Source organism: Vibrio olivae (genome assembly GCF_042428525.1).
In the GTDB taxonomy this organism is placed as follows: Bacteria; Pseudomonadota; Gammaproteobacteria; order Enterobacterales; family Vibrionaceae; genus Vibrio; species Vibrio olivae.
The window spans coordinates 25,347-43,869 of the sequence record NZ_JBHMEP010000010.1 but is presented as its reverse complement, the minus strand read 5'-3'; the positions used below and the strand labels follow the sequence as shown (position 1 = coordinate 43,869).

The window sequence follows — 18,523 nt, the reverse complement described above, 5'->3', positions numbered from 1 at the left end:
CCAACCCTACCTTAGAATTTCAGACCAGCTTCGCGAGCAGATTCTGCTAGCGCCGCTACTCGACCGTGGTATTGGAAACCAGAACGATCGAATGCAACTGCAGTTACGCCTTTTTCAAGAGCGCGCTCAGCAATAGCTTTACCTACTGCTTTAGCAGCATCGATGTTACCGGTGTATTTCAATTGCTCACGGATCGCTTTTTCTACAGTAGAAGCTGAAACGATAACCTCTGAGCCGTTTGATGCGATAACCTGAGCGTACACGTGACGCGGAGTACGGTGTACTACTAGGCGAGTTGCACCCAGTTCTGCAATCTTACGACGTGCGCGTGTAGCACGACGGATGCGAGATGCTTTCTTATCCATAGTGTTACCTTACTTCTTCTTAGCTTCTTTAGTACGCACATTTTCATCTGCGTAACGAACACCTTTACCTTTATAAGGCTCAGGCTCACGATAAGAACGAATATCCGCAGCAACTTGACCGACTAGTTGTTTATCACAACCAGTTACAACGATCTCAGTTTGGCTTGGACACTCAGCTTTAATACCCGCTGGCAATTCATGCTCAACTGGGTGAGAGAAGCCTAGAGTTAGAGAAACAGCGTTGCCTTTAATAGCAGCACGGTAACCTACACCCTTAAGAGTAAGCTTCTTAGTAAAGCCTTCAGTAACACCCACAACCATGTTGTTTACTAGCGCACGAGCAGTACCTGCTTGTGCCCATGCATTAACAACACCTTCGCGTGGACCGAAAGTCAGGTTATTTTCTTCCTGAGAAACTACGACAGCGTTGTTAAGAACGCGTGATAGTTCACCTTTCGCACCTTTTACAGTGACTTCTTGGCCATTCAGTTTCACCTCTACGCCAGCTGGAATAGCGACAGGTGCTTTAGCAACACGAGACATATTCTACTCCTTAAGCTACGTAGCAAAGAATTTCACCACCAAGGCCTGCTTTACGTGCAGCACGGTCAGACATAAGACCTTTGGAAGTTGAAACGATGGCAACACCAAGTCCACCCATCACAGATGGTAGCTCGCCTTTTTTCTTATAGACGCGCAGACCTGGACGAGAAACACGTTTTAGTTGCTCGATTACTGGTTTCGCTTGGAAGTACTTAAGAGTAACTTCTAGCTCAGGTTTTTCTTCGCCTTCAACAGCGAAGTCAGTGATGTAACCTTCAGCTTTTAATAGTGCAGCAATTGCAACTTTAAGCTTTGAAGAAGGCATCTTAACAGCAACTTTATCTGCTGCCTGACCGTTACGAATGCGGGTCAGCATATCCGAAATCGGATCTTGCATGCTCATATGTATTACTCCAAATGATTAAGTGGCAATTACCAGCTAGCCTTACGAAGTCCAGGAATCTCGCCTTTCATGCAAGCTTCACGAACTTTGATACGGCTTAGACCGAATTTACGTAGGTAACCGTGTGGACGACCAGTTTGGTTGCAACGGTTGCGCTGACGTGACGCACTTGAATCACGTGGAAGAGTTTGCAGTTTAAGAACTGCGTTCCAACGGTCTTCTTCAGATGCATTAACATCGCTGATAGTAGCTTTTAGCGCAGCACGCTTTTCAGCGAACTTAGCTACTAGCTTCGCACGTTTTGCTTCACGTGCTTTCATTGAATTTTTAGCCATAACAGTAACCCTTCACCTTACTTACGGAATGGGAAGTTAAAGGCAGCCAGCAGAGCACGGCCTTCCTCATCAGTACCAGCAGACGTCGTAATAGTGATGTCTAGACCGCGTACTCGATCAACTTTATCAAAGTCGATTTCCGGGAAGATGATTTGCTCGCGAACGCCCATGCTATAGTTACCGCGTCCGTCAAAAGACTTAGCGCTAACACCACGGAAGTCACGTACACGTGGAAGTGCAATAGAGATTAAACGCTCTAAGAAATCCCACATACGTTCGCCACGTAAGGTTACTTTACAACCAATTGGGTAGCCTTCACGAATTTTGAAACCTGCTACAGATTTACGCGCTTTAGTAACAAGTGGCTTTTGACCAGAGATCGTTGCCATGTCCGCTGCTGCGTTTTCTAGAAGTTTCTTATCGTTGATTGCTTCACCAACGCCCATGTTTAGGGTGATTTTCTCAATCCTAGGGACTTGCATGACGCTTGTGTAGCTGAATTGTTTGGTCAATTCAGCGACTACAGACGACTTGTAGTAATCATGCAGTTTCGCCATAGTAGAACTCCAAATTACTTAATTGTTTCGCCGTTAGACTTGAAGAAACGCACTTTTTTGCCTTCTTCAAAACGGAAACCGATACGGTCCGCTTTACCAGTTGCTGCGTTGAAAATTGCAACGTTAGAAACATCAATAGCTGCTTCTTGCTCAACGATACCGCCTTGGATACCTAGAGCTGGAACAGGTTTTTGGTGCTTCTTAACTAGATTGATACCTTCAACGATAACTTTACCAGTTGCGAGAACCTTGTTTACTTTACCTTTCTTGCCTTTATCTTTACCAGCAAGAACGATTACTTCGTCATTACGACGGATTTTAGCTGCCATCTTTACGTGCTCCTTACAGAACTTCTGGAGCCAGTGAAACAATTTTCATGAATTTCGCATTACGAAGTTCACGAGTCACTGGACCAAAGATACGTGTACCGACTGGTTGCTCAGTTGTGTTGTTCAACAATACGCAAGCATTTCGGTCGAAGCGAATGACAGAACCGTCTGGACGACGTACGCCTTTACGGGTGCGAACTACCACCGCCTTCAGTACATCACCTTTTTTAACTTTACCGCGTGGAATTGCTTCCTTAACAGTAACTTTGATGATGTCACCGATGTGTGCATAACGACGGTGAGAGCCACCCAGAACCTTAATACACATTACGCTGCGAGCGCCTGAGTTATCAGCTGCGTCCAGCATACTTTGCATTTGGATCATGTTAGTGCTCCGCTAAATATTAAAACTAGACCCATCTCGGGTCGGGCTGCCTCTTTAAAAGGGACGCGAATTGTACCACCCTTTTTTGAGATTGGGTAGTCAAAAAATAAACGGCTCCAAAAAAGTCTTGGAGCCGCTTTCTTTATCGTAGATAAACCGAGATTAAATCTTCGCTTTTTCTACAACGCGTACCAATGTCCAAGATTTTTTCTTAGACAGTGGACGACATTCACTGATCTCAACTGTGTCGCCAATGCCACACTCGTTGTTTTCATCGTGGGCGTGCAGTTTAGTCGTTTTACGTACGAACTTCCCGTAGATTGGGTGTTTTACGAAACGATCAATTGCAACTACGATAGACTTGTCCATCTTGTCGCTAACGACACGACCTTGTTGAGTACGAATTTTGTCGCTCATTATGCGCCTGCCTTCTCAGTCAAAACAGTTTTCACACGTGCGATATCGCGGCGTACAGCTTTCAGAGTATGAGTTTGCTGTAGTTGACCAGTCGCAGCTTGCATACGCAAGTTGAACTGTTCACGAAGCAAATTCAATAGTTCTGCATTAAGCTCTTCAACGCTTTTTTCGCGTAAATCTAGTGCTTTCATCACATCACCTGCTTAGTTACAAAAGTAGTTTTGAATGGCAGTTTACGAGCCGCTAGGCGGAACGCTTCACGTGCCAACTCTTCAGGTACACCGTCCATTTCGTACATAACCTTACCAGGTTGGATTTGGGCTACCCAGTACTCAACGTTACCTTTACCCTTACCTTGACGAACTTCTAGTGGTTTTTCTGTGATAGGTTTGTCTGGGAATACACGAATCCAGATTTTACCTTGACGCTTAACGTGACGTGTCATCGCACGACGTGCCGCTTCGATCTGGCGAGCAGTAAGACGACCACGACCAACAGCTTTCAAGCCGTATGTGCCGAAGCTTACGTCTGTACCTTTTGCTAGACCACGGTTGCGACCAGTATGAACCTTACGGAACTTAGTACGTTTAGGTTGTAGCATCTGTCGACTCCTTACTTACGGCCTTTGCGCTGCTTCTTAGGCTTGTCGCCTTTAGGCTCTACAGCGTTAGCTGCTGGCATACCGCCTAGGATCTCACCTTTGAAGATCCAAGTTTTAATGCCGATTACACCGTATTGAGTGTGAGCCGAAGAAGTTGCGTAATCAATGTCAGCACGTAGAGTATGTAGAGGCACACGGCCTTCACGATACCACTCAGAACGTGCAATTTCAGCGCCGCCTAGACGACCGCTTACTTCCACTTTGATACCTTTAGCACCTAGACGCATTGCGTTTTGTACCGCACGCTTCATAGCACGACGGAACATTACACGACGCTCTAGCTGAGACGCGATACTGTCACCCACAAGTTGTGCGTCCAGCTCAGGTTTACGTACTTCAGCGATGTTAATTTGCGCTGGTACACCTGCAATTTTCGCAACAGCTGTGCGTAGTTTCTCTACATCTTCACCTTTCTTACCGATAACAACGCCTGGACGAGCAGTGTGAATAGTCACACGGATACTCTTAGCAGGACGCTCGATAACGATGCGTGATAAAGATGCTTTTTGTAGTTCCTTAGTAAGGAACTGACGTACCTTGAAGTCGCCGTCTAGGTTGTCAGCGAAATCTTTGGTGTTAGCAAACCATGTAGCATTCCAAGGCTTAACGATGCCTAGACGAATACCATTTGGATGTACTTTTTGACCCATTGCTTACTCTCCTAGTCTCTTAGCGATCTGCTACAACAACAGTGATGTGGCTTGAACGCTTCAAGATACGATCCGCACGACCTTTTGCACGAGGCATAATACGCTTCATGGTTGGGCCTTCATCTACGAAGATTTTAGCGACTGATAGATCGTCGATATCCGCACCTTCGTTGTGCTCCGCGTTCGCGATTGCTGACTCAAGAACTTTCTTAACTAGTTCAGCCGCTTTTTTGTTGCTGAAAGTTAAGATTTCTAGAGCTTGGTCAACAGATTTTCCACGAATTTGATCCGCAACTAAGCGAGCTTTCTGAGGCGAAATGCGAGCAAAGTTATGTTTAGCTAATGCTTCCATTTATTTACTCCTTAGCGCTTCTTCGCTTTCTTATCCGCAGCGTGACCGCGGTAAGTGCGTGTTGGTGCGAATTCACCCAGTTTGTGACCAATCATTTCATCGGTAACGAAAACTGGAACGTGCTGACGACCATTATGGACAGCGATGGTCAAACCAATCATTGATGGAATGATCATTGAACGACGGGACCAAGTCTTAATAGGCTTTTTGTCTCCGCTTTCCACCGCTTTCTCTACCTTCTTCAGCAAGTGTAGGTCAATAAATGGACCTTTCTTGAGAGAACGTGGCATGGCTTATCCTCTTATATAGATTACTTATTACGACGACGTACGATGTACTTGTCGGTGCGTTTGTTCTTACGGGTCTTAAAGCCTTTAGTAGGCATACCCCAAGGAGATACTGGGTGACGACCACCAGAAGTACGGCCTTCACCACCACCGTGTGGGTGGTCTACTGGGTTCATTACCACACCGCGAACGGTAGGACGAACACCGCGCCAACGGCTAGCACCAGCTTTACCTAGTTCACGTAGCATGTGCTCTGCATTGCCAACTTCACCGATTGTTGCACGGCCTTCAGAAAGCACTTTGCGCATTTCGCCAGAACGTAGACGGATAGTTACGTAAGAACCATCACGTGCTACTAACTGTGCGTATGCACCAGCAGAACGAGCTAGCTGAGCACCTTTACCAGGTTTAAGCTCAACGTTGTGAATAGTAGAACCTACAGGGATGTTACGCATTGGCAAAGCGTTACCCGCTTTGATAGGCGCATCAACACCAGACTGGATTGCATCACCAGCTTGGATACCTTTAGGTGCAATGATGTAACGACGCTCACCGTCTGCATAAAGCACTAGTGCAATGTTTGCACTACGGTTTGGATCGTACTCGATACGCTCAACTTTCGCTGGGATACCGTCTTTAGTACGTTTAAAGTCGATTACACGGTAGTGCTGTTTGTGGCCACCACCGATGTGACGTACTGTAATACGACCGTTGTTATTACGACCACCATTCTTAGAGTTTTTCTCTAGAAGAGGTGCGTAAGGCTTACCTTTGTATAGGTCAGCGTTAACAACTTTAACAACGTGACGACGACCAGCCGAAGTCGGCTTACATTTAACAATAGCCATTTTTCAACTACTCCTGTTATTCCGCGCCGCCAACGAAGTCAAGGTCTTGACCTTCTTTCAAAGTAACGTACGCTTTCTTAACGTCTGAACGACGACCTTGGCGTAGACCTTGACGTTTGGTCTTACCCTTAGTGATAAGGGTGTTTACAGACTTAACTTCAACTTCAAATAGCTTTTCTACAGCTGCTTTGATCTCTTTCTTAGTTGCATCTTTAGCTACTTTAAACACGATAGTGTTTGCTTTTTCAGCAGCCATAGTTGCTTTTTCAGAGATGTGCGGAGCACGTAGAACTTTTAGGATACGCTCTTCAGTGATCATGCTAGCATCTCCTCAACTTGCTTAACTGCGTCTGCAGTCATTAGAACCTTGTCAAATGCGATTAGGCTTACTGGGTCGATACCAGCAACGTCACGCACGTCAACTTTGTATAGGTTGCGAGCAGCTAAGAATAGATTCTCGTCTACTTCACCAGTAACAATAAGAACATCGCTTAGCTCAAGATCTTTAAGCTTAGAAACAAGTTCTTTTGTTTTTGGTGCTTCTACTGAGAAGTTATCAACAACGATTAGACGCTCTTGACGAACTAGCTCAGAGAAAATGCTTTTCATAGCACCGCGGTACATTTTTTTGTTTACTTTTTGGCTGTGATCTTGTGGTTTCGCAGCAAAAGTAACACCACCTGTACGCCAGATTGGGCTACGAATAGTACCAGCACGTGCACGGCCAGTACCTTTTTGACGCCATGGCTTAGCGCCACCGCCAGAAACTTCTGAACGTGTTTTTTGAGCACGAGTACCTTGACGAGCACCTGCTGCGTACGCAACAACTACTTGATGAACAAGAGCTTCGTTGAACTCACGTCCGAAAGTAGTTTCGGAAACAGTTAGTGCATCAGCACCTTTAACCATCAATTCCATTACTTACTCCTAGACGTTATGCTTTTACAGCTGGTTTAACGATGACGTTTCCGCCAGTTGAGCCAGGTACTGCACCTTTAATAAGAAGCAGATTGCGTTCAGCGTCAACACGAACGATCTCTAGGTTTTGAGTCGTAACACGCTCAGCACCCATGTGACCAGCCATTTTCTTGCCTTTAAATACGCGACCTGGAGTCTGACATTGACCGATAGAACCAGGAGCACGGTGAGACAATGAGTTACCGTGAGTCATATCTTGAGTGCGGAAGTTCCAACGCTTAACAGCGCCTTGGAAACCTTTACCTTTAGATGTACCAGTAACGTCTACTTTTTTAGTTTCGTTGAATAGTTCAACAGTTAGCTCAGCACCAACTTCAAACTCTTCGCCGTTTTCTAAACGGAATTCCCAAAGACCGCGGCCAGCTTCAACACCTGCTTTCGCAAAGTGACCAGCTTCTGGCTTAGATACACGGTTAGCTTTCTTAGCACCAGCAGTAACCTGGATTGCTGCGTAGCCGTCGCTTTCAAGAGTTTTAACTTGAGAAACACGGTTCGCTTCAACCTCAACAACAGTTACTGGGATAGAAACGCCTTCTTCGGTAAATACGCGGGTCATACCCACTTTACGTCCGACTAGACCAATCATATTCTAATCTCCCCTTAACCTAGGCTAATTTGTACGTCAACGCCCGCAGCAAGGTCTAGACGCATCAGTGCATCAACAGTTTTGTCTGTTGGTTCAACGATGTCGATTAGACGTTTGTGAGTACGGATTTCGTACTGATCACGAGCATCTTTGTTTACGTGTGGAGAGATAAGAACTGTGAAACGCTCTTTACGAGTAGGTAGTGGGATTGGACCACGAACCTGTGCGCCTGTGCGCTTAGCTGTTTCAACGATTTCCGCAGTTGAAGCATCGATTAGTTTGTAATCGAAAGCTTTAAGGCGGATACGAATACGTTGGTTCTGCATGAGACAGAGCTCCAAATTAATAAATTACACAAACAATATCGCCACTCATACACGTCTAAGACGAGAGAATGCCGATTGATTTATGTGAAACCGTAGCATCCAAGATTAGGACGCATTGTCAGCTAATAGGTGATTAACCTGAACTATCATAACGACAGTTTTAAGCTAAATTTTTATTAACTGCGAACATAAGCTGAGTATACATTACCTTCATTATCCTAAGATAAATCAGCTCCTCGATGCTCATTGGTTCACAACTGGCTTAACCAGTGCGCTGCATTATACAGATCGCGACTTCACATGCAAGCATTGAGCGAAAATTAAACGAATTAATCTTCCTGTCCATGCAAAGCCCTAAAAATAAAGCCTTCCACTAAAGTGAAAGGCTCAACATTGAAATGATAAGTAAACGGGGGTTAAGAGGCTGCTTTGCTCAAGCGCTGACGAACCGCTTCAAATAAGCATACGCCCGACGCCACAGAAACATTCAGACTAGACACACTTCCCGCCATTGGAATCTTGATGAGGTCATCGCAAGTTTCTCGAGTTAATCGGCGCATACCATCCCCTTCTGCGCCCATCACGATAGCTAATGGACCAGTTAGTTTCGCCTCGTAGATATCATGGGTCGCCTCACCGGCAGTACCGACAAACCAAACTCCCTGCTCTTGTAAAGCACGCATGGTACGGGCTAAGTTCGTCACTCGGACTAAAGGCACGGTTTCTGCCGCGCCACACGCCACTTTACTAACGGTTGCCGTCAGAGGCGCCGATTTGTCTTTTGGTACGATCACGGCAGCAACGCCCGCGGCATCAGCGTTACGCAAACACGCACCTAAATTATGAGGGTCAGTCACACCATCGAGCACCAATAACAGTGGCTGGTCATGCTTGGCAACAATGGCATCTAAGTCATGCTCGTTCAACTGCTTTGCAGGTTTAACACGAGCGATGACACCTTGATGGTTCGCACCTCTCGCCTTGTCATCAAGCGCTTTTCGGCCCATCTGTTGAATAGAGACACCCATGGCTTGCAAGTCATTTAGTATTGGCATTAACCGCTCGTCTTGACGGCCTTTTAGTACCATGGCTTCAATAAAACGCTCTGGCTCTCGTTCTAATACAGCTTTGACGGCATGAATGCCGTAGATAAATTCATTACTCATTAATTAAACCTGTGTTATTCCTGCGCTTTAGGTTTTCTTCTGCTTTTGGGCTTACTACTCGGCTTCTTCTTGCGAGCTTTAGTGGCTTTGTTTTTTTTGCCTTCTTCTCCGCGCTGTGCAGGTTCAGGCCTTACGGTTGGCTCAATGCCTGGCGAGGCTTTAGCTTCGCCTTTACTCGATGCACGCTTTTTGGCTTTGGCTTTTTGCTGCGCTTCTGCAGCCCGTTTTTTCGCCGTCTTGCCTTTGCCGCGTAGCTTACGACTTGTTTCGACCAATTCAAAGTCAATTTGACGATCATTTAAGTTCACCGCGAGGACTTTCACTTTGACAGCATCACCTAAACGATAAATAAGTCCGAAGCTTTCTCCAATTAAGCGCTGACCAACGGGATCAAATTGATAGTAATCATTGGCAAGGGTTGAAATATGCACCAGGCCATCAATATGCAGTTCACTGAGGCGTACAAAGAAGCCAAAGCCTGTCACATTGGCAATCACCCCTTCTAACTCTTCTCCAACATGATCTTGCATGTACTCACATTTGAGCCAATCAGAAACATCTCGAGTCGCATCATCAGCGCGGCGCTCTGTCATCGAGCACTGCTCGCCATAAAAGTCCATGTCATCAAATGAGTAATGATAGCCACCCGTTGGTGTCCAGCGGTCTTGGTTGCGCCCTTGTTGCTTGGCGATCAGATACTTAATTGCACGGTGTAACAGCAGGTCAGGGTAACGACGAATTGGCGAGGTAAAGTGCGCGTAGCGTTTCAGTGCCAAGCCAAAGTGGCCAGCATTATCGGCGCTGTAGATGGCTTGCTTCATTGAGCGCAATAGCATGGTTTGAATCAGTTCTTTATCTTGGCGCTCACCAATTTGGCGAACCAAGTTCGCGTAATCGGTCGGCGATGGCTCTAGCCCACCACCTAAGTTCAAGCCAAGTTCACCAAGGAAATCTCGAAAGCCTTGGAGCTTAAGTTCCCCTGGCGTTTCATGAATTCGGTACAGTGCCGGCTCTTTGGCTTTTTCCACAAATGATGCTGAGGCGATATTGGCCAAAATCATACATTCTTCGATGATCTTATGGGCATCATTACGAATCACAGGTTCAATACGGTCAATCTTACGCTCCGCGTTAAAAATGAACTTAGTTTCAACCGTTTCAAACTCAATGGCGCCGCGCTGATCACGCGCAGCCTTGAGGACTTTGTACATTTTGTGGAGCTCTTCAAGATGCCCAACCAATGGCTGATAACGCTCACGCAGTGCTTCATCCCCTTCAAGAATATCGCCAACCTTGTTGTAAGTAAGGCGTGCATGGGAATTCATGACCGCTTCATAATGCTTGTAGCCGGAAAGCTTGCCATTTTCAGAAATGGTCATTTCACACACCATACACAGGCGATCGACTTGTGGGTTCAGCGAGCATAGCCCGTTCGACAAAACTTCCGGTAGCATAGGAACGACTTGAGATGGGAAATACACTGAGTTACCACGATTGATCGCTTCTTTATCTAACGCGCTATCTGGACGGACGTAATAGCTCACATCAGCGATCGCAACCCACAGGCGCCAGCCGCCACCTTTTTTCGCTTCACAATACACGGCATCATCAAAATCTCGAGCGTCTTCGCCATCAATTGTCACCAAAGGTAAGGTACGCAAATCAACGCGTCCTACTTTTGCGTCTTCGGGGACTTCCTCGCCTAAACCCTGAATTTGTTTTTCGACCGTTTCAGGCCACTCATGAGGAATTTGATGGGTACGGATAGCGATTTGGGTTTCCATGCCTGGCGCCATATTTTCACCTAGAACTTCCACCACACGTCCCATCATGCCACGCGAACGCGCACCGCGATCAGTGACTTCTATCACCACAACATTGCCCATTCGCGCGCCATTGCGAGCATCATTAGGAATTAGGATATCTTGGGAAATACGTGAATCATCCGCGACAACATACCCGTAACCTTGCTCGAGAAAGAAACGCCCCACGATTTGTGATTGACGCTCTTCTAAAACGCGAACCAGACGCCCTTCCTTGCGTCCCCGTTTGCTATTATCTGTCGGTTGCACCAAGACGAAGTCGCCATGAATCAACGTGCGCATTTGATGATGTGGCAGCACGATATCATTTTCTTTATTCAGGCTACCTTCAGGACGAACCCAACCATGGCCATCTTTATGACCAATCACGTACCCTTTAATCATCTCAAGCTTATCTGGTAGTGCGTAGCACTGACGACGAGTAAACACTAACTGACCATCACGCTCCATGGCACGCAAACGACGGCGTAATCCTTCGTATTGATCTTCGCCCTCAAGTTTCAGAGCTTCAAAGAGATCATTACGATTCAGAGGTACCCCCGCTTTCGAGAGATAATCGAGAATAAACTCACGGCTTGGAATCGGATTTTCGTAATTTTGGGATTCGCGCTCGGCAAAAGGATCATTCGAAGTGGTATTTGACATAATTGCGCCTGTTAACAGGGGAAGGTTTTAGTAAGTATATCTGACTCACAGCCTAACCTACAGAATTGCTTTATAAAAGCTCAGATTCTATACGCTAAGGTGATTCATATTCATACCTACAAAAAAGCCCACCGAACGGAGTGGGCTTTAACAACAAAGTGACTGAGCTTACCAAAACGTATCGCGTTTTTTGGCTCGAGCAATGATGTTTTGTGGCATTCGTTGCTCTAAACCATGACGTAAACTTGAAATGCGCTTATGCTGACGCTGATCCGCGGTCACTGAGTTATAAAGCCAACGATACGCATCTTCGTAATCGAGTGGACTACCGTAATCTCGCAACAAAAGCTCGGCAAGATGAATACGCGCATTCAAATTTCCCATGGCGGCCGCTTCGCGCAGGTAGGGAATCGCACGTTCTTTATCTTGTTGAACTAAGGTGCCATGTGAATAATAGCGACCCAATTGCTCAAGCGCTACTGGTAGGCCTTGATGCGCTGCATTTTCCATATAGTACAAGCCCAGCTCAACGTCTTGGTCAACACACACGCCCCACGCCAACATATCGCCATATAAAAATTCGTAAGATGGAAGGTTAATACGTGTAGCACGCGCCACGATATCTTCCACTAACTGGCAATTGTCTGCTCGCACCCGCTCTAGATGTTTATTTTGTTCAATCAGTTTGATTAGCTCAGCTTCTGTATAGATCGGCACTGGCTCCCCGACATCGAGAACATTGGCTTGGCTCAATGAGGAACTCAGGGCAAACAATAACGAAGCAGCCACCGTTCGTAGCTTCATATTGTCACTCTTTTCAAATCTTCCGCCTTATTTAAACTGGCAGGCTTGATAAAGGTATCGGCAATAGCCACTCACTCTTTAGTCACTTTTTGCCTTTAGCTGGCAAACTTTTGCCGCGTTTGTTCAACATAGCAGCAAATTGAGCATAAAAAACCGGCTCATCGGCCGGCTTTTTCTAACTCGTTGAAAGTTCTCACAGAGCAACGTTAAACACGATTATGATGCAAATGGGTGCACCTTGATAATCGTTTCGTTACGATCTGGGCCAGTTGAAATAATATCAACGGGCACGCCAGTTAACTCTTCAATACGTTTGATGTAATTTAGAGCAGCTTGAGGAAGATCTTCCAGCTTCTTCGCACCAAATGTATTCTCAGACCAACCAGGCATGGTTTCGTAAACTGGTGTCACTTTGTCAAAGGCATCAGCGGCCATTGGCGACACTTCAAGAATAGTACCATCTTCAGTTTTGTAACCTGTACAGATCTTAAGCTCTTCCAAGCCATCTAATACGTCAAGCTTAGTTAAGCAGAAGCCAGTCACTGAGTTAATTTGAATAGCACGGCGCAGTGCGACCGCATCAAACCAACCACAACGGCGCTTACGCCCTGTAGTTGCACCAAACTCAGCACCTTTCGTGCCTAAATGGCTCCCAATTTCATCATCAAGCTCAGTCGTAAACGGCCCCGCACCAACGCGAGTACAGTAAGCTTTTACGATACCAAGAATGTAACCTAAGTGGCGAGGACCAAAACCTGACCCTGCAGCAACACCACCCGCGGTGGTATTTGAAGAAGTCACATACGGGTAAGTACCATGGTCGATATCAAGCATAGTGCCTTGTGCTCCCTCGAACATGATTTTATCACCGCGTTTACGCGCAGCATCAAGTTCGTCAGTAACATCAATCACCATCGAAGTCAGTAAGTCTGCATAGCCCATCGCTTGTTCAAGCACGGCTTCGTAGCTCACTGGTTCTGTCTTGTAGAAGTGCTCTAACTGGAAGTTATGGAATTCCATCACTTCTTTCAGTTTTTCAGCAAACACTTCTTTATCAAATAGATCGCCAACACGAAGACCGCGACGTGCGACTTTATCTTCATAGGCAGGACCGATACCACGGCCAGTTGTACCAATGGCTTTTTTACCACGCGCCGCTTCGCGAGCTTGGTCTAGAGCAATGTGGTAAGGCAAAATAAGTGGGCAAGCTTCAGAAATGAAAAGACGTTCGCGTACTGGAATACCACGCTCTTCCAAAGGTTTCATTTCATTGATTAGGGCTTCCGGTGAGAGAACAACACCATTACCAATAATGCATTTCACATTATTGCGAAGAATACCGGATGGAATTAAGTGAAGAACGGTTTTTTCACCGTCAATAACTAGAGTGTGGCCTGCGTTGTGTCCGCCTTGGTAACGAACCACGTATTTTGCATCTTCCGTTAAAAGGTCTACGATTTTACCTTTCCCTTCGTCACCCCATTGGGTGCCTAGAACGACTACGTTATTTCCCATCTTTCCAAGTCTGATTGCTAGTTAAAAATGGATTCTAGCACCGATAAGCGCAGGATGCAGTCATTTTTTAAGCATAAAAAACCATCTCAGCAGTAACAGTCTGATTGGACAATATTTCATACTGCTGAGAAATGGAGTTACTCGTCTGCATAGATTTTTATACTAACTTCCCCTTGAGCATCAATAGATGCTCGGTACATACCAGAGCTATTCATCGCAAAATGAATTTGACCGGCACCATCCACAGCGATTAAGCCGCCTTCTCCCCCCATCGCCTTGAGCTCACCATTAATCACCGTATCACACGCCGTTTGCAAATCTTGCTTAAGATAGCGCATACGTGCCGCGACATCGCCCGCGACGGTTTGTCGAATAAAATACTCGCCCATTCCCGTCGTTGAGACAGCGACATTACCGTTTTCTGCATACGTTCCAGCCCCAATCAGTGCAGAGTCACCAACACGTCCGTATTTCTTATTGGTGATTCCCCCGGTACTGGTCGCGGCAGCAAGATTACCAGCCTGATCAAGTGCAACTGCGCCAACCGTTCCGTACTTACGATCATCGGGAAATTTCGATTCCGATAAGGCAAATGCCCCTTTTTCTTTCATCGTTTGTAGCTGCTCATACCGACGGTCGGTATAGAAGTAATCTTGCTCGGTAAATGAATAGCCTTGCTCAAAAGCAAACGCCTCTGCGCCTTCTCCGATCAAAAATACATGTTGGCTATTACGTAAAACATCGCGCGCCAAGCACACGGGATTTTTGATATGCCGAACGCCAGCAATGGCACCTGCTTGTTTATGCGCACCATGCATCACGGACGCATCCATCTCAACGATCTCTTGGTGAGTAAACACAGAGCCCTTCCCGGCATTGAAATGAGGTGAGTCTTCAAGTATTAGAACGGCTGCGGTAACCGCATCCAGCGCATCGCCACCTTGCTCAAGTATCTTATAACCAGCCCGGACTGACGTTTCTAACGCGGATAAAATCTCGGTTTTTAACGTTTCGCTCATCTGTTCGCGAACGATAGTTCCTGCTCCGCCATGAATGGCGATTGAGAATGGCTGTGTCATATAAGCTCCTGACAAATAGAAAAAGTCCTTTATTTGAGGATGCGGCTAAAGCAAAACGATTGCAAGTAGTAAAGTGGGGCCAAACACAGACACAAAAAAGGCGCAACAGGTTACCCAGTGCGCCTTTTTTGAAACTCGATGTGATTAAGCGAGTTGCGAATTAGTGCCCGCAGCCACAACCTTCGCCATGCTCATGACCGTGGTCGTGATCACCCGCTTGGTGAACGTGACCGTGGTCTAGCTCTTCTTGAGTCGCTTCACGAACTGCAACCACTTCTACGTCAAATGTTAGGGTTTGGCCCGCTAGCATGTGGTTACCGTCAACCACGACTTCGTCGCCATCAACGTCAGTAACTTCAACTGGGATTGGACCTTGATCGGTATCCGCAAGGAAACGCATACCCACTTCGATTTGGTCTACGCCTTGGAAAACGTTCGCAGGAACGCGTTGAACAAGCGCATCGCTGTGTTCACCGTACGCTTCTTCTGGACCTACAGTCACAGAGAACTTATCACCTGCCGCTTGACCTTCAAGGGCTTTCTCAAGACCAGGGATCAGATTGTTGTTACCGTGTAGGTAATCAAGTGGCGCGTCTACTGTTGATTGGTCAACAACCGCACCATCTTCTAACTTCACTTGGTACGCAAGACTAACGACTACGTTATTTTCAATTTTCATATTTGCTCCGAGGCATCTGGCTTGAGGATTGGACTCAAGATCAATGTATTTACCCGCGTATTATGAAGATCCGACAGCGAAACTCAATCAATCTGGCTTAAAAATTCCGATCATTTGTTGTTCACTATGACCCGCTTGTTCCACAGACTGGGGTTTTCGCTGTTCGGTATAATCGCAGTCAACACATTCAACTAACTCGATGTTATTTTCGATCCACCAGCGCAACGTATCCTGTTGCTGACATTTGGGACAACTGGCTCCAGCAATGAATCTCTTTTTGGCCACCTTAAGTACCTACTTCCTAATTCCAATAATGCTTTGATTGTTGGTCGCTTTCCATTTCGCGACCAAAGATCTCTTCCAACTCTTTACGTGCTTCTTTAGCGCGCAGAGCTAACTTCTTATCCTCATTATGCTGAGGAATTAACTCTTTAAGCATAGCATTATCTAACTTACGAAAATGTGCTTCGGCGCGCTTCGCTTGATATGGATGCATCCCAAGTTCAACCAAAGCTTGGCGTCCTAAATCTAACGCGCCCAGATACGTTTCTCGTGAGTAATTCACCACGCCGTAGCTCAGAAGCTGATAAGCTTCGACGCGGCTTCGAGCTCGAGACAGCAGTTTGAGATGGGGAAAATGCTGCTGACACAGTTCGACAATTTTTACGATCTCATCCGGCGAATCCGTACATATGACCAGTGCTTCAGCTTCATCGGCGCCCGCTGAACGCAGTAAATGTAACTGAGTGGCATCTCCATAAAATACTTTGTAGCCATATTTTCTAAGCAGACGAATTTGACTAGGATCGCTTTCCAATACCGTCAACTTAATTTTGTTGGCATACATCAAACGACCAACGATCTGCCCAAAGCGCCCAAACCCGGCAATAATCACTCTAGGTTGACTATTAGGCAGCTCGTTATGCTTAACGTCTTCATCATCCTCTTGCTGGTTAAAGCCTCGCGCATACCAACGGTTTTGCGCGGTGAGCAAAAGAGGAGTGGTCACCATCGACAAGCTCACAATCACCAGCAGCAGTTCTGTTTGTGATTTATCGAGTAATCCTTCTGAACTCGCCGCGGTAAAGATAACAAAGGCAAACTCACCGCCTTGACTTAATATCGCCGCCATACGACTACGCGCTTTAGAGCGCGTTCCGGTGATTCTCGCAAGCAGGTACAGCACTAGACCCTTTGCTACCACCAAGCCAATGACCGATAGAATAATCAGCAAGGGCTGGTCAACTAACAAGCCCAAGTTGACCGCCATACCAATCGCAATAAAAAACAGCCCTAAGAGCAAGCCTTTAAACGGCTCAATGGTAATTTCTAGCTCATGCCGGTATTCACTCTCGGCCAAAAGCACCCCCGCTAGAAAGGCACCTAACGCCATAGAAAGACCAAGCTTTTGCATCATTAACGCGATGCCAATAACCATCAATAGAGCCGCTACCGTAAATAATTCTTGTACGCCACTGGCTATCACATAACGGAAAAGTGGTCGCAGTAAGAAGTGCCCTCCGAACATCAGTCCGATCACGCCAACCAGCATCCAGACGGCATCTTGCCAATCACCACCGGAACTGCCCGCCAACAACGGCATAAAGGCCAGCATTGGAATCACGGCAATATCTTGAAATAACAATACCGCAAAACCCGAGTGCCCAGTTTCAGTGCGCGCTAAGCCTTGCTCCTCGATCACCCGCAAAGCAATGGCGGTAGAAGACAGTGCCAGACCCATACCAATCACGAGGCTAATTTGCCAGCTCAGCCCCATTAAGTTAACGACACTGGCGATCATCGCCGTGGTTACCACCACCTGTGCGCCCCCAAGGCCTAAAATAGGACCTCGCATTTGCCACAATTTTTTCGGATTCAGCTCAAGACCAATCAAAAACAGTAACAGCACCACACCAAATTCAGCAAAATGGAGAATGGCTTCAACGTCGTTGATGAGCCCTAGTCCCCAAGGCCCGATAGTCACACCCGCGAGTAAGTAACCAATCACTGAGCCCATTCCCATCCGCTGAGCGACGGGTACCGCCACTACTGCCGCGGTTAAAAACACCATTGCAATAACGAGGAAATCACTTTCAGCCTGCATTCTGACCTCCGAATGGCGAGAGACTTTGTAACCAGTGACAATATTGTTCAGCGTGCTGCTCTCGCTCGAGATCAGAAACATTACGCGACCAGTACAGCACCAAAGGATCAAGCCAAGTCATACGACACAACGCGGCCGTCAACTCGAAAGGTTGAAGAATCTGTTCGAGCGGGTACTTGTTATAGCCTTCTTCACCAAAGGCTTCTTCGCGCCCCCCGGTCGAAATGACGCTCCGCCAAATCTTGCCCTGCATGGCATTCCCCCCGCCGAAAGCAAAGCCTTTACTCAGTACGCGGTCAAGCCACTCTTTCAACAGCGCTGGGCACGAATACATATAGAGAGGATGCTGAAACACAATCACATCGTGTTCGAGCAATTTTTGTTGTTCGATATGCACATCAATAAAGAAATCAGGATAATTACCGTAAAGATCATGCACCGTGACATGATCGAGCGCTTGAATGCGATTTATCAATACTTGATTGACTATGGAGCTATTAGGTTCTGGATGCGCATAAATCACCAACACCTTGGGTTGCGTAGTACGTGCCTGTGTCATTCCCTTATTCGCCCACCCTATAAATGAATTCGATCTTGGTTATCAGTTTGTTATACGTTTTTGTCATCAATAACGCAATAATCGACTTTTTCAGTCAATGCCCCTACTATGCGGGACGATAAGCGGA

General features: G+C 46.5%; 27 protein-coding genes. All 27 read right to left on the bottom strand.

Going from position 1 to position 18,523, the window contains the following annotated elements; genetic code table 11:
- Positions 1-11 precede the first annotated feature (11 nt).
- Positions 12-365: a 50S ribosomal protein L18 gene (rplR, locus tag ACFFUV_RS19910; protein ID WP_390196473.1), complete on the bottom strand. Its 354-nt coding sequence runs from the start codon at positions 363-365 to the stop codon at positions 12-14.
- A 9-nt stretch (positions 366-374) separates the two neighbouring features.
- Entirely contained in the window at positions 375-908 is a 534-nt protein-coding gene (gene rplF, locus ACFFUV_RS19905; RefSeq protein ID WP_390196470.1) for a 50S ribosomal protein L6, read from the bottom strand.
- A gap of 10 nt (positions 909-918) precedes the next feature.
- Positions 919-1,311 carry a 30S ribosomal protein S8 gene (rpsH, locus tag ACFFUV_RS19900; protein WP_390196467.1) on the bottom strand — a complete coding sequence of 131 codons (393 nt, stop codon included), beginning with the start codon at positions 1,309-1,311 and terminating at the stop codon, positions 919-921.
- Between the two features lie 29 nt (positions 1,312-1,340).
- Positions 1,341-1,646: a 30S ribosomal protein S14 gene (rpsN, locus tag ACFFUV_RS19895; protein WP_093278401.1), complete on the bottom strand. Its 306-nt coding sequence runs from the start codon at positions 1,644-1,646 to the stop codon at positions 1,341-1,343.
- A gap of 17 nt (positions 1,647-1,663) precedes the next feature.
- Positions 1,664-2,203: a 50S ribosomal protein L5 gene (gene rplE, locus ACFFUV_RS19890; RefSeq protein ID WP_093278403.1), complete on the bottom strand. Its 540-nt coding sequence runs from the start codon at positions 2,201-2,203 to the stop codon at positions 1,664-1,666.
- Positions 2,204-2,217: 14 nt separating this feature from the next.
- Positions 2,218-2,532: a 50S ribosomal protein L24 gene (rplX, locus tag ACFFUV_RS19885; RefSeq protein WP_093278405.1), complete on the bottom strand. Its 315-nt coding sequence runs from the start codon at positions 2,530-2,532 to the stop codon at positions 2,218-2,220.
- A gap of 13 nt (positions 2,533-2,545) precedes the next feature.
- Positions 2,546-2,917 carry a 50S ribosomal protein L14 gene (gene rplN / locus ACFFUV_RS19880; RefSeq protein ID WP_021704470.1) on the bottom strand — a complete coding sequence of 124 codons (372 nt, stop codon included), beginning with the start codon at positions 2,915-2,917 and terminating at the stop codon, positions 2,546-2,548.
- Between the two features lie 162 nt (positions 2,918-3,079).
- Positions 3,080-3,334: a 30S ribosomal protein S17 gene (gene rpsQ, locus ACFFUV_RS19875; RefSeq protein WP_390196460.1), complete on the bottom strand. Its 255-nt coding sequence runs from the start codon at positions 3,332-3,334 to the stop codon at positions 3,080-3,082.
- Positions 3,334-3,525: a 50S ribosomal protein L29 gene (gene rpmC, locus ACFFUV_RS19870; protein WP_004398465.1), complete on the bottom strand. Its 192-nt coding sequence runs from the start codon at positions 3,523-3,525 to the stop codon at positions 3,334-3,336. Before rpmC ends, rpsQ begins: the two co-directional genes overlap by 1 nt.
- Positions 3,525-3,935 carry a 50S ribosomal protein L16 gene (rplP, locus tag ACFFUV_RS19865; RefSeq protein WP_093278411.1) on the bottom strand — a complete coding sequence of 137 codons (411 nt, stop codon included), beginning with the start codon at positions 3,933-3,935 and terminating at the stop codon, positions 3,525-3,527. Before rplP ends, rpmC begins: the two co-directional genes overlap by 1 nt.
- An 11-nt stretch (positions 3,936-3,946) precedes the next feature.
- On the bottom strand, positions 3,947-4,645 hold the full coding sequence (gene rpsC, locus ACFFUV_RS19860) for a 30S ribosomal protein S3 (RefSeq protein ID WP_038864899.1): 699 nt from the start codon (positions 4,643-4,645) through the stop codon (positions 3,947-3,949).
- A gap of 19 nt (positions 4,646-4,664) precedes the next feature.
- Positions 4,665-4,997, bottom strand: coding sequence for a 50S ribosomal protein L22 (gene rplV / locus ACFFUV_RS19855; protein ID WP_390196454.1), 333 nt, complete (start codon positions 4,995-4,997; stop codon positions 4,665-4,667).
- Between the two features lie 11 nt (positions 4,998-5,008).
- The gene (gene rpsS / locus ACFFUV_RS19850) at positions 5,009-5,287 is read right to left on the bottom strand and encodes a 30S ribosomal protein S19 (protein ID WP_010318762.1); all 279 of its coding nucleotides are present in this window, start codon (positions 5,285-5,287) and stop codon (positions 5,009-5,011) included.
- A gap of 20 nt (positions 5,288-5,307) precedes the next feature.
- The gene (gene rplB, locus ACFFUV_RS19845; RefSeq protein ID WP_390196450.1) at positions 5,308-6,132 is read right to left on the bottom strand and encodes a 50S ribosomal protein L2; all 825 of its coding nucleotides are present in this window, start codon (positions 6,130-6,132) and stop codon (positions 5,308-5,310) included.
- A gap of 16 nt (positions 6,133-6,148) precedes the next feature.
- Positions 6,149-6,451: a 50S ribosomal protein L23 gene (gene rplW / locus ACFFUV_RS19840; protein ID WP_004398471.1), complete on the bottom strand. Its 303-nt coding sequence runs from the start codon at positions 6,449-6,451 to the stop codon at positions 6,149-6,151.
- Positions 6,448-7,050: a 50S ribosomal protein L4 gene (rplD, locus tag ACFFUV_RS19835; protein WP_093278417.1), complete on the bottom strand. Its 603-nt coding sequence runs from the start codon at positions 7,048-7,050 to the stop codon at positions 6,448-6,450. Before rplD ends, rplW begins: the two co-directional genes overlap by 4 nt.
- A 16-nt stretch (positions 7,051-7,066) precedes the next feature.
- Entirely contained in the window at positions 7,067-7,696 is a 630-nt protein-coding gene (gene rplC, locus ACFFUV_RS19830; RefSeq protein WP_390196447.1) for a 50S ribosomal protein L3, read from the bottom strand.
- Positions 7,697-7,710: 14 nt separating this feature from the next.
- Positions 7,711-8,022 (bottom strand): 30S ribosomal protein S10, encoded by a 312-nt coding sequence (gene rpsJ / locus ACFFUV_RS19825; RefSeq protein ID WP_001181007.1) that lies wholly within the window; start codon positions 8,020-8,022, stop codon positions 7,711-7,713.
- Positions 8,023-8,438: 416 nt separating this feature from the next.
- Positions 8,439-9,188: a 23S rRNA (guanosine(2251)-2'-O)-methyltransferase RlmB gene (gene rlmB, locus ACFFUV_RS19820; RefSeq protein WP_390196393.1), complete on the bottom strand. Its 750-nt coding sequence runs from the start codon at positions 9,186-9,188 to the stop codon at positions 8,439-8,441.
- Between the two features lie 14 nt (positions 9,189-9,202).
- The gene (gene rnr / locus ACFFUV_RS19815; RefSeq protein ID WP_390196389.1) at positions 9,203-11,656 is read right to left on the bottom strand and encodes a ribonuclease R; all 2,454 of its coding nucleotides are present in this window, start codon (positions 11,654-11,656) and stop codon (positions 9,203-9,205) included.
- 168 nt (positions 11,657-11,824) lie between these two features.
- Entirely contained in the window at positions 11,825-12,460 is a 636-nt protein-coding gene (motX, locus tag ACFFUV_RS19810; RefSeq protein WP_390196385.1) for a flagellar protein MotX, read from the bottom strand.
- A 216-nt stretch (positions 12,461-12,676) separates the two neighbouring features.
- On the bottom strand, positions 12,677-13,975 hold the full coding sequence (locus ACFFUV_RS19805) for an adenylosuccinate synthase (RefSeq protein WP_390196383.1): 1,299 nt from the start codon (positions 13,973-13,975) through the stop codon (positions 12,677-12,679).
- A 137-nt stretch (positions 13,976-14,112) separates the two neighbouring features.
- Positions 14,113-15,054, bottom strand: a complete 942-nt coding sequence (locus ACFFUV_RS19800) for an isoaspartyl peptidase/L-asparaginase family protein (protein ID WP_390196381.1) — start codon at positions 15,052-15,054, stop codon at positions 14,113-14,115.
- Between the two features lie 160 nt (positions 15,055-15,214).
- Positions 15,215-15,733: a peptidylprolyl isomerase gene (gene slyD, locus ACFFUV_RS19795; RefSeq protein ID WP_390196379.1), complete on the bottom strand. Its 519-nt coding sequence runs from the start codon at positions 15,731-15,733 to the stop codon at positions 15,215-15,217.
- A gap of 87 nt (positions 15,734-15,820) precedes the next feature.
- On the bottom strand, positions 15,821-16,018 hold the full coding sequence (locus ACFFUV_RS19790) for a YheV family putative zinc ribbon protein (protein WP_390196376.1): 198 nt from the start codon (positions 16,016-16,018) through the stop codon (positions 15,821-15,823).
- Positions 16,019-16,034: 16 nt separating this feature from the next.
- Positions 16,035-17,837: a glutathione-regulated potassium-efflux system protein KefB gene (gene kefB / locus ACFFUV_RS19785; protein ID WP_390196374.1), complete on the bottom strand. Its 1,803-nt coding sequence runs from the start codon at positions 17,835-17,837 to the stop codon at positions 16,035-16,037.
- Positions 17,827-18,396: a glutathione-regulated potassium-efflux system ancillary protein KefG gene (gene kefG / locus ACFFUV_RS19780; RefSeq protein ID WP_390196372.1), complete on the bottom strand. Its 570-nt coding sequence runs from the start codon at positions 18,394-18,396 to the stop codon at positions 17,827-17,829. Before kefG ends, kefB begins: the two co-directional genes overlap by 11 nt.
- Positions 18,397-18,523: the final 127 nt, after the last annotated feature.

Excerpts from the sequence above, each read along its gene's own strand:
- rplC (WP_390196447.1), bottom strand. The coding sequence starts at position 7,696 with ATGATTGGTCTAGTCGGACGTAAAGTGGGTATGACCCGCGTATTTACC.
- kefB (WP_390196374.1), bottom strand. The coding sequence starts at position 17,837 with ATGCAGGCTGAAAGTGATTTCCTCGTTATTGCAATGGTGTTTTTAACC.
- rplD (WP_093278417.1), bottom strand. The coding sequence starts at position 7,050 with ATGGAATTGATGGTTAAAGGTGCTGATGCACTAACTGTTTCCGAAACT.
- slyD (WP_390196379.1), bottom strand. The coding sequence starts at position 15,733 with ATGAAAATTGAAAATAACGTAGTCGTTAGTCTTGCGTACCAAGTGAAG.
- rplN (WP_021704470.1), bottom strand. The coding sequence starts at position 2,917 with ATGATCCAAATGCAAAGTATGCTGGACGCAGCTGATAACTCAGGCGCT.
- rplR (WP_390196473.1), bottom strand. The coding sequence starts at position 365 with ATGGATAAGAAAGCATCTCGCATCCGTCGTGCTACACGCGCACGTCGT.
- rpmC (WP_004398465.1), bottom strand. The coding sequence starts at position 3,525 with ATGAAAGCACTAGATTTACGCGAAAAAAGCGTTGAAGAGCTTAATGCA.
- rlmB (WP_390196393.1), bottom strand. The coding sequence starts at position 9,188 with ATGAGTAATGAATTTATCTACGGCATTCATGCCGTCAAAGCTGTATTA.
- rpsS (WP_010318762.1), bottom strand. The coding sequence starts at position 5,287 with ATGCCACGTTCTCTCAAGAAAGGTCCATTTATTGACCTACACTTGCTG.
- rplF (WP_390196470.1), bottom strand. The coding sequence starts at position 908 with ATGTCTCGTGTTGCTAAAGCACCTGTCGCTATTCCAGCTGGCGTAGAG.
- rpsQ (WP_390196460.1), bottom strand. The coding sequence starts at position 3,334 with ATGAGCGACAAAATTCGTACTCAACAAGGTCGTGTCGTTAGCGACAAG.
- rplW (WP_004398471.1), bottom strand. The coding sequence starts at position 6,451 with ATGATCACTGAAGAGCGTATCCTAAAAGTTCTACGTGCTCCGCACATC.
- rplB (WP_390196450.1), bottom strand. The coding sequence starts at position 6,132 with ATGGCTATTGTTAAATGTAAGCCGACTTCGGCTGGTCGTCGTCACGTT.
- kefG (WP_390196372.1), bottom strand. The coding sequence starts at position 18,396 with ATGACACAGGCACGTACTACGCAACCCAAGGTGTTGGTGATTTATGCG.
- motX (WP_390196385.1), bottom strand. The coding sequence starts at position 12,460 with ATGAAGCTACGAACGGTGGCTGCTTCGTTATTGTTTGCCCTGAGTTCC.
- rplP (WP_093278411.1), bottom strand. The coding sequence starts at position 3,935 with ATGCTACAACCTAAACGTACTAAGTTCCGTAAGGTTCATACTGGTCGC.
- rplE (WP_093278403.1), bottom strand. The coding sequence starts at position 2,203 with ATGGCGAAACTGCATGATTACTACAAGTCGTCTGTAGTCGCTGAATTG.
- rplX (WP_093278405.1), bottom strand. The coding sequence starts at position 2,532 with ATGGCAGCTAAAATCCGTCGTAATGACGAAGTAATCGTTCTTGCTGGT.
- rpsJ (WP_001181007.1), bottom strand. The coding sequence starts at position 8,022 with ATGCAGAACCAACGTATTCGTATCCGCCTTAAAGCTTTCGATTACAAA.
- rpsN (WP_093278401.1), bottom strand. The coding sequence starts at position 1,646 with ATGGCTAAAAATTCAATGAAAGCACGTGAAGCAAAACGTGCGAAGCTA.
- rplV (WP_390196454.1), bottom strand. The coding sequence starts at position 4,997 with ATGGAAGCATTAGCTAAACATAACTTTGCTCGCATTTCGCCTCAGAAA.
- rnr (WP_390196389.1), bottom strand. The coding sequence starts at position 11,656 with ATGTCAAATACCACTTCGAATGATCCTTTTGCCGAGCGCGAATCCCAA.
- ACFFUV_RS19800 (WP_390196381.1), bottom strand. The coding sequence starts at position 15,054 with ATGACACAGCCATTCTCAATCGCCATTCATGGCGGAGCAGGAACTATC.
- rpsC (WP_038864899.1), bottom strand. The coding sequence starts at position 4,645 with ATGGGTCAAAAAGTACATCCAAATGGTATTCGTCTAGGCATCGTTAAG.
- ACFFUV_RS19805 (WP_390196383.1), bottom strand. The coding sequence starts at position 13,975 with ATGGGAAATAACGTAGTCGTTCTAGGCACCCAATGGGGTGACGAAGGG.
- rpsH (WP_390196467.1), bottom strand. The coding sequence starts at position 1,311 with ATGAGCATGCAAGATCCGATTTCGGATATGCTGACCCGCATTCGTAAC.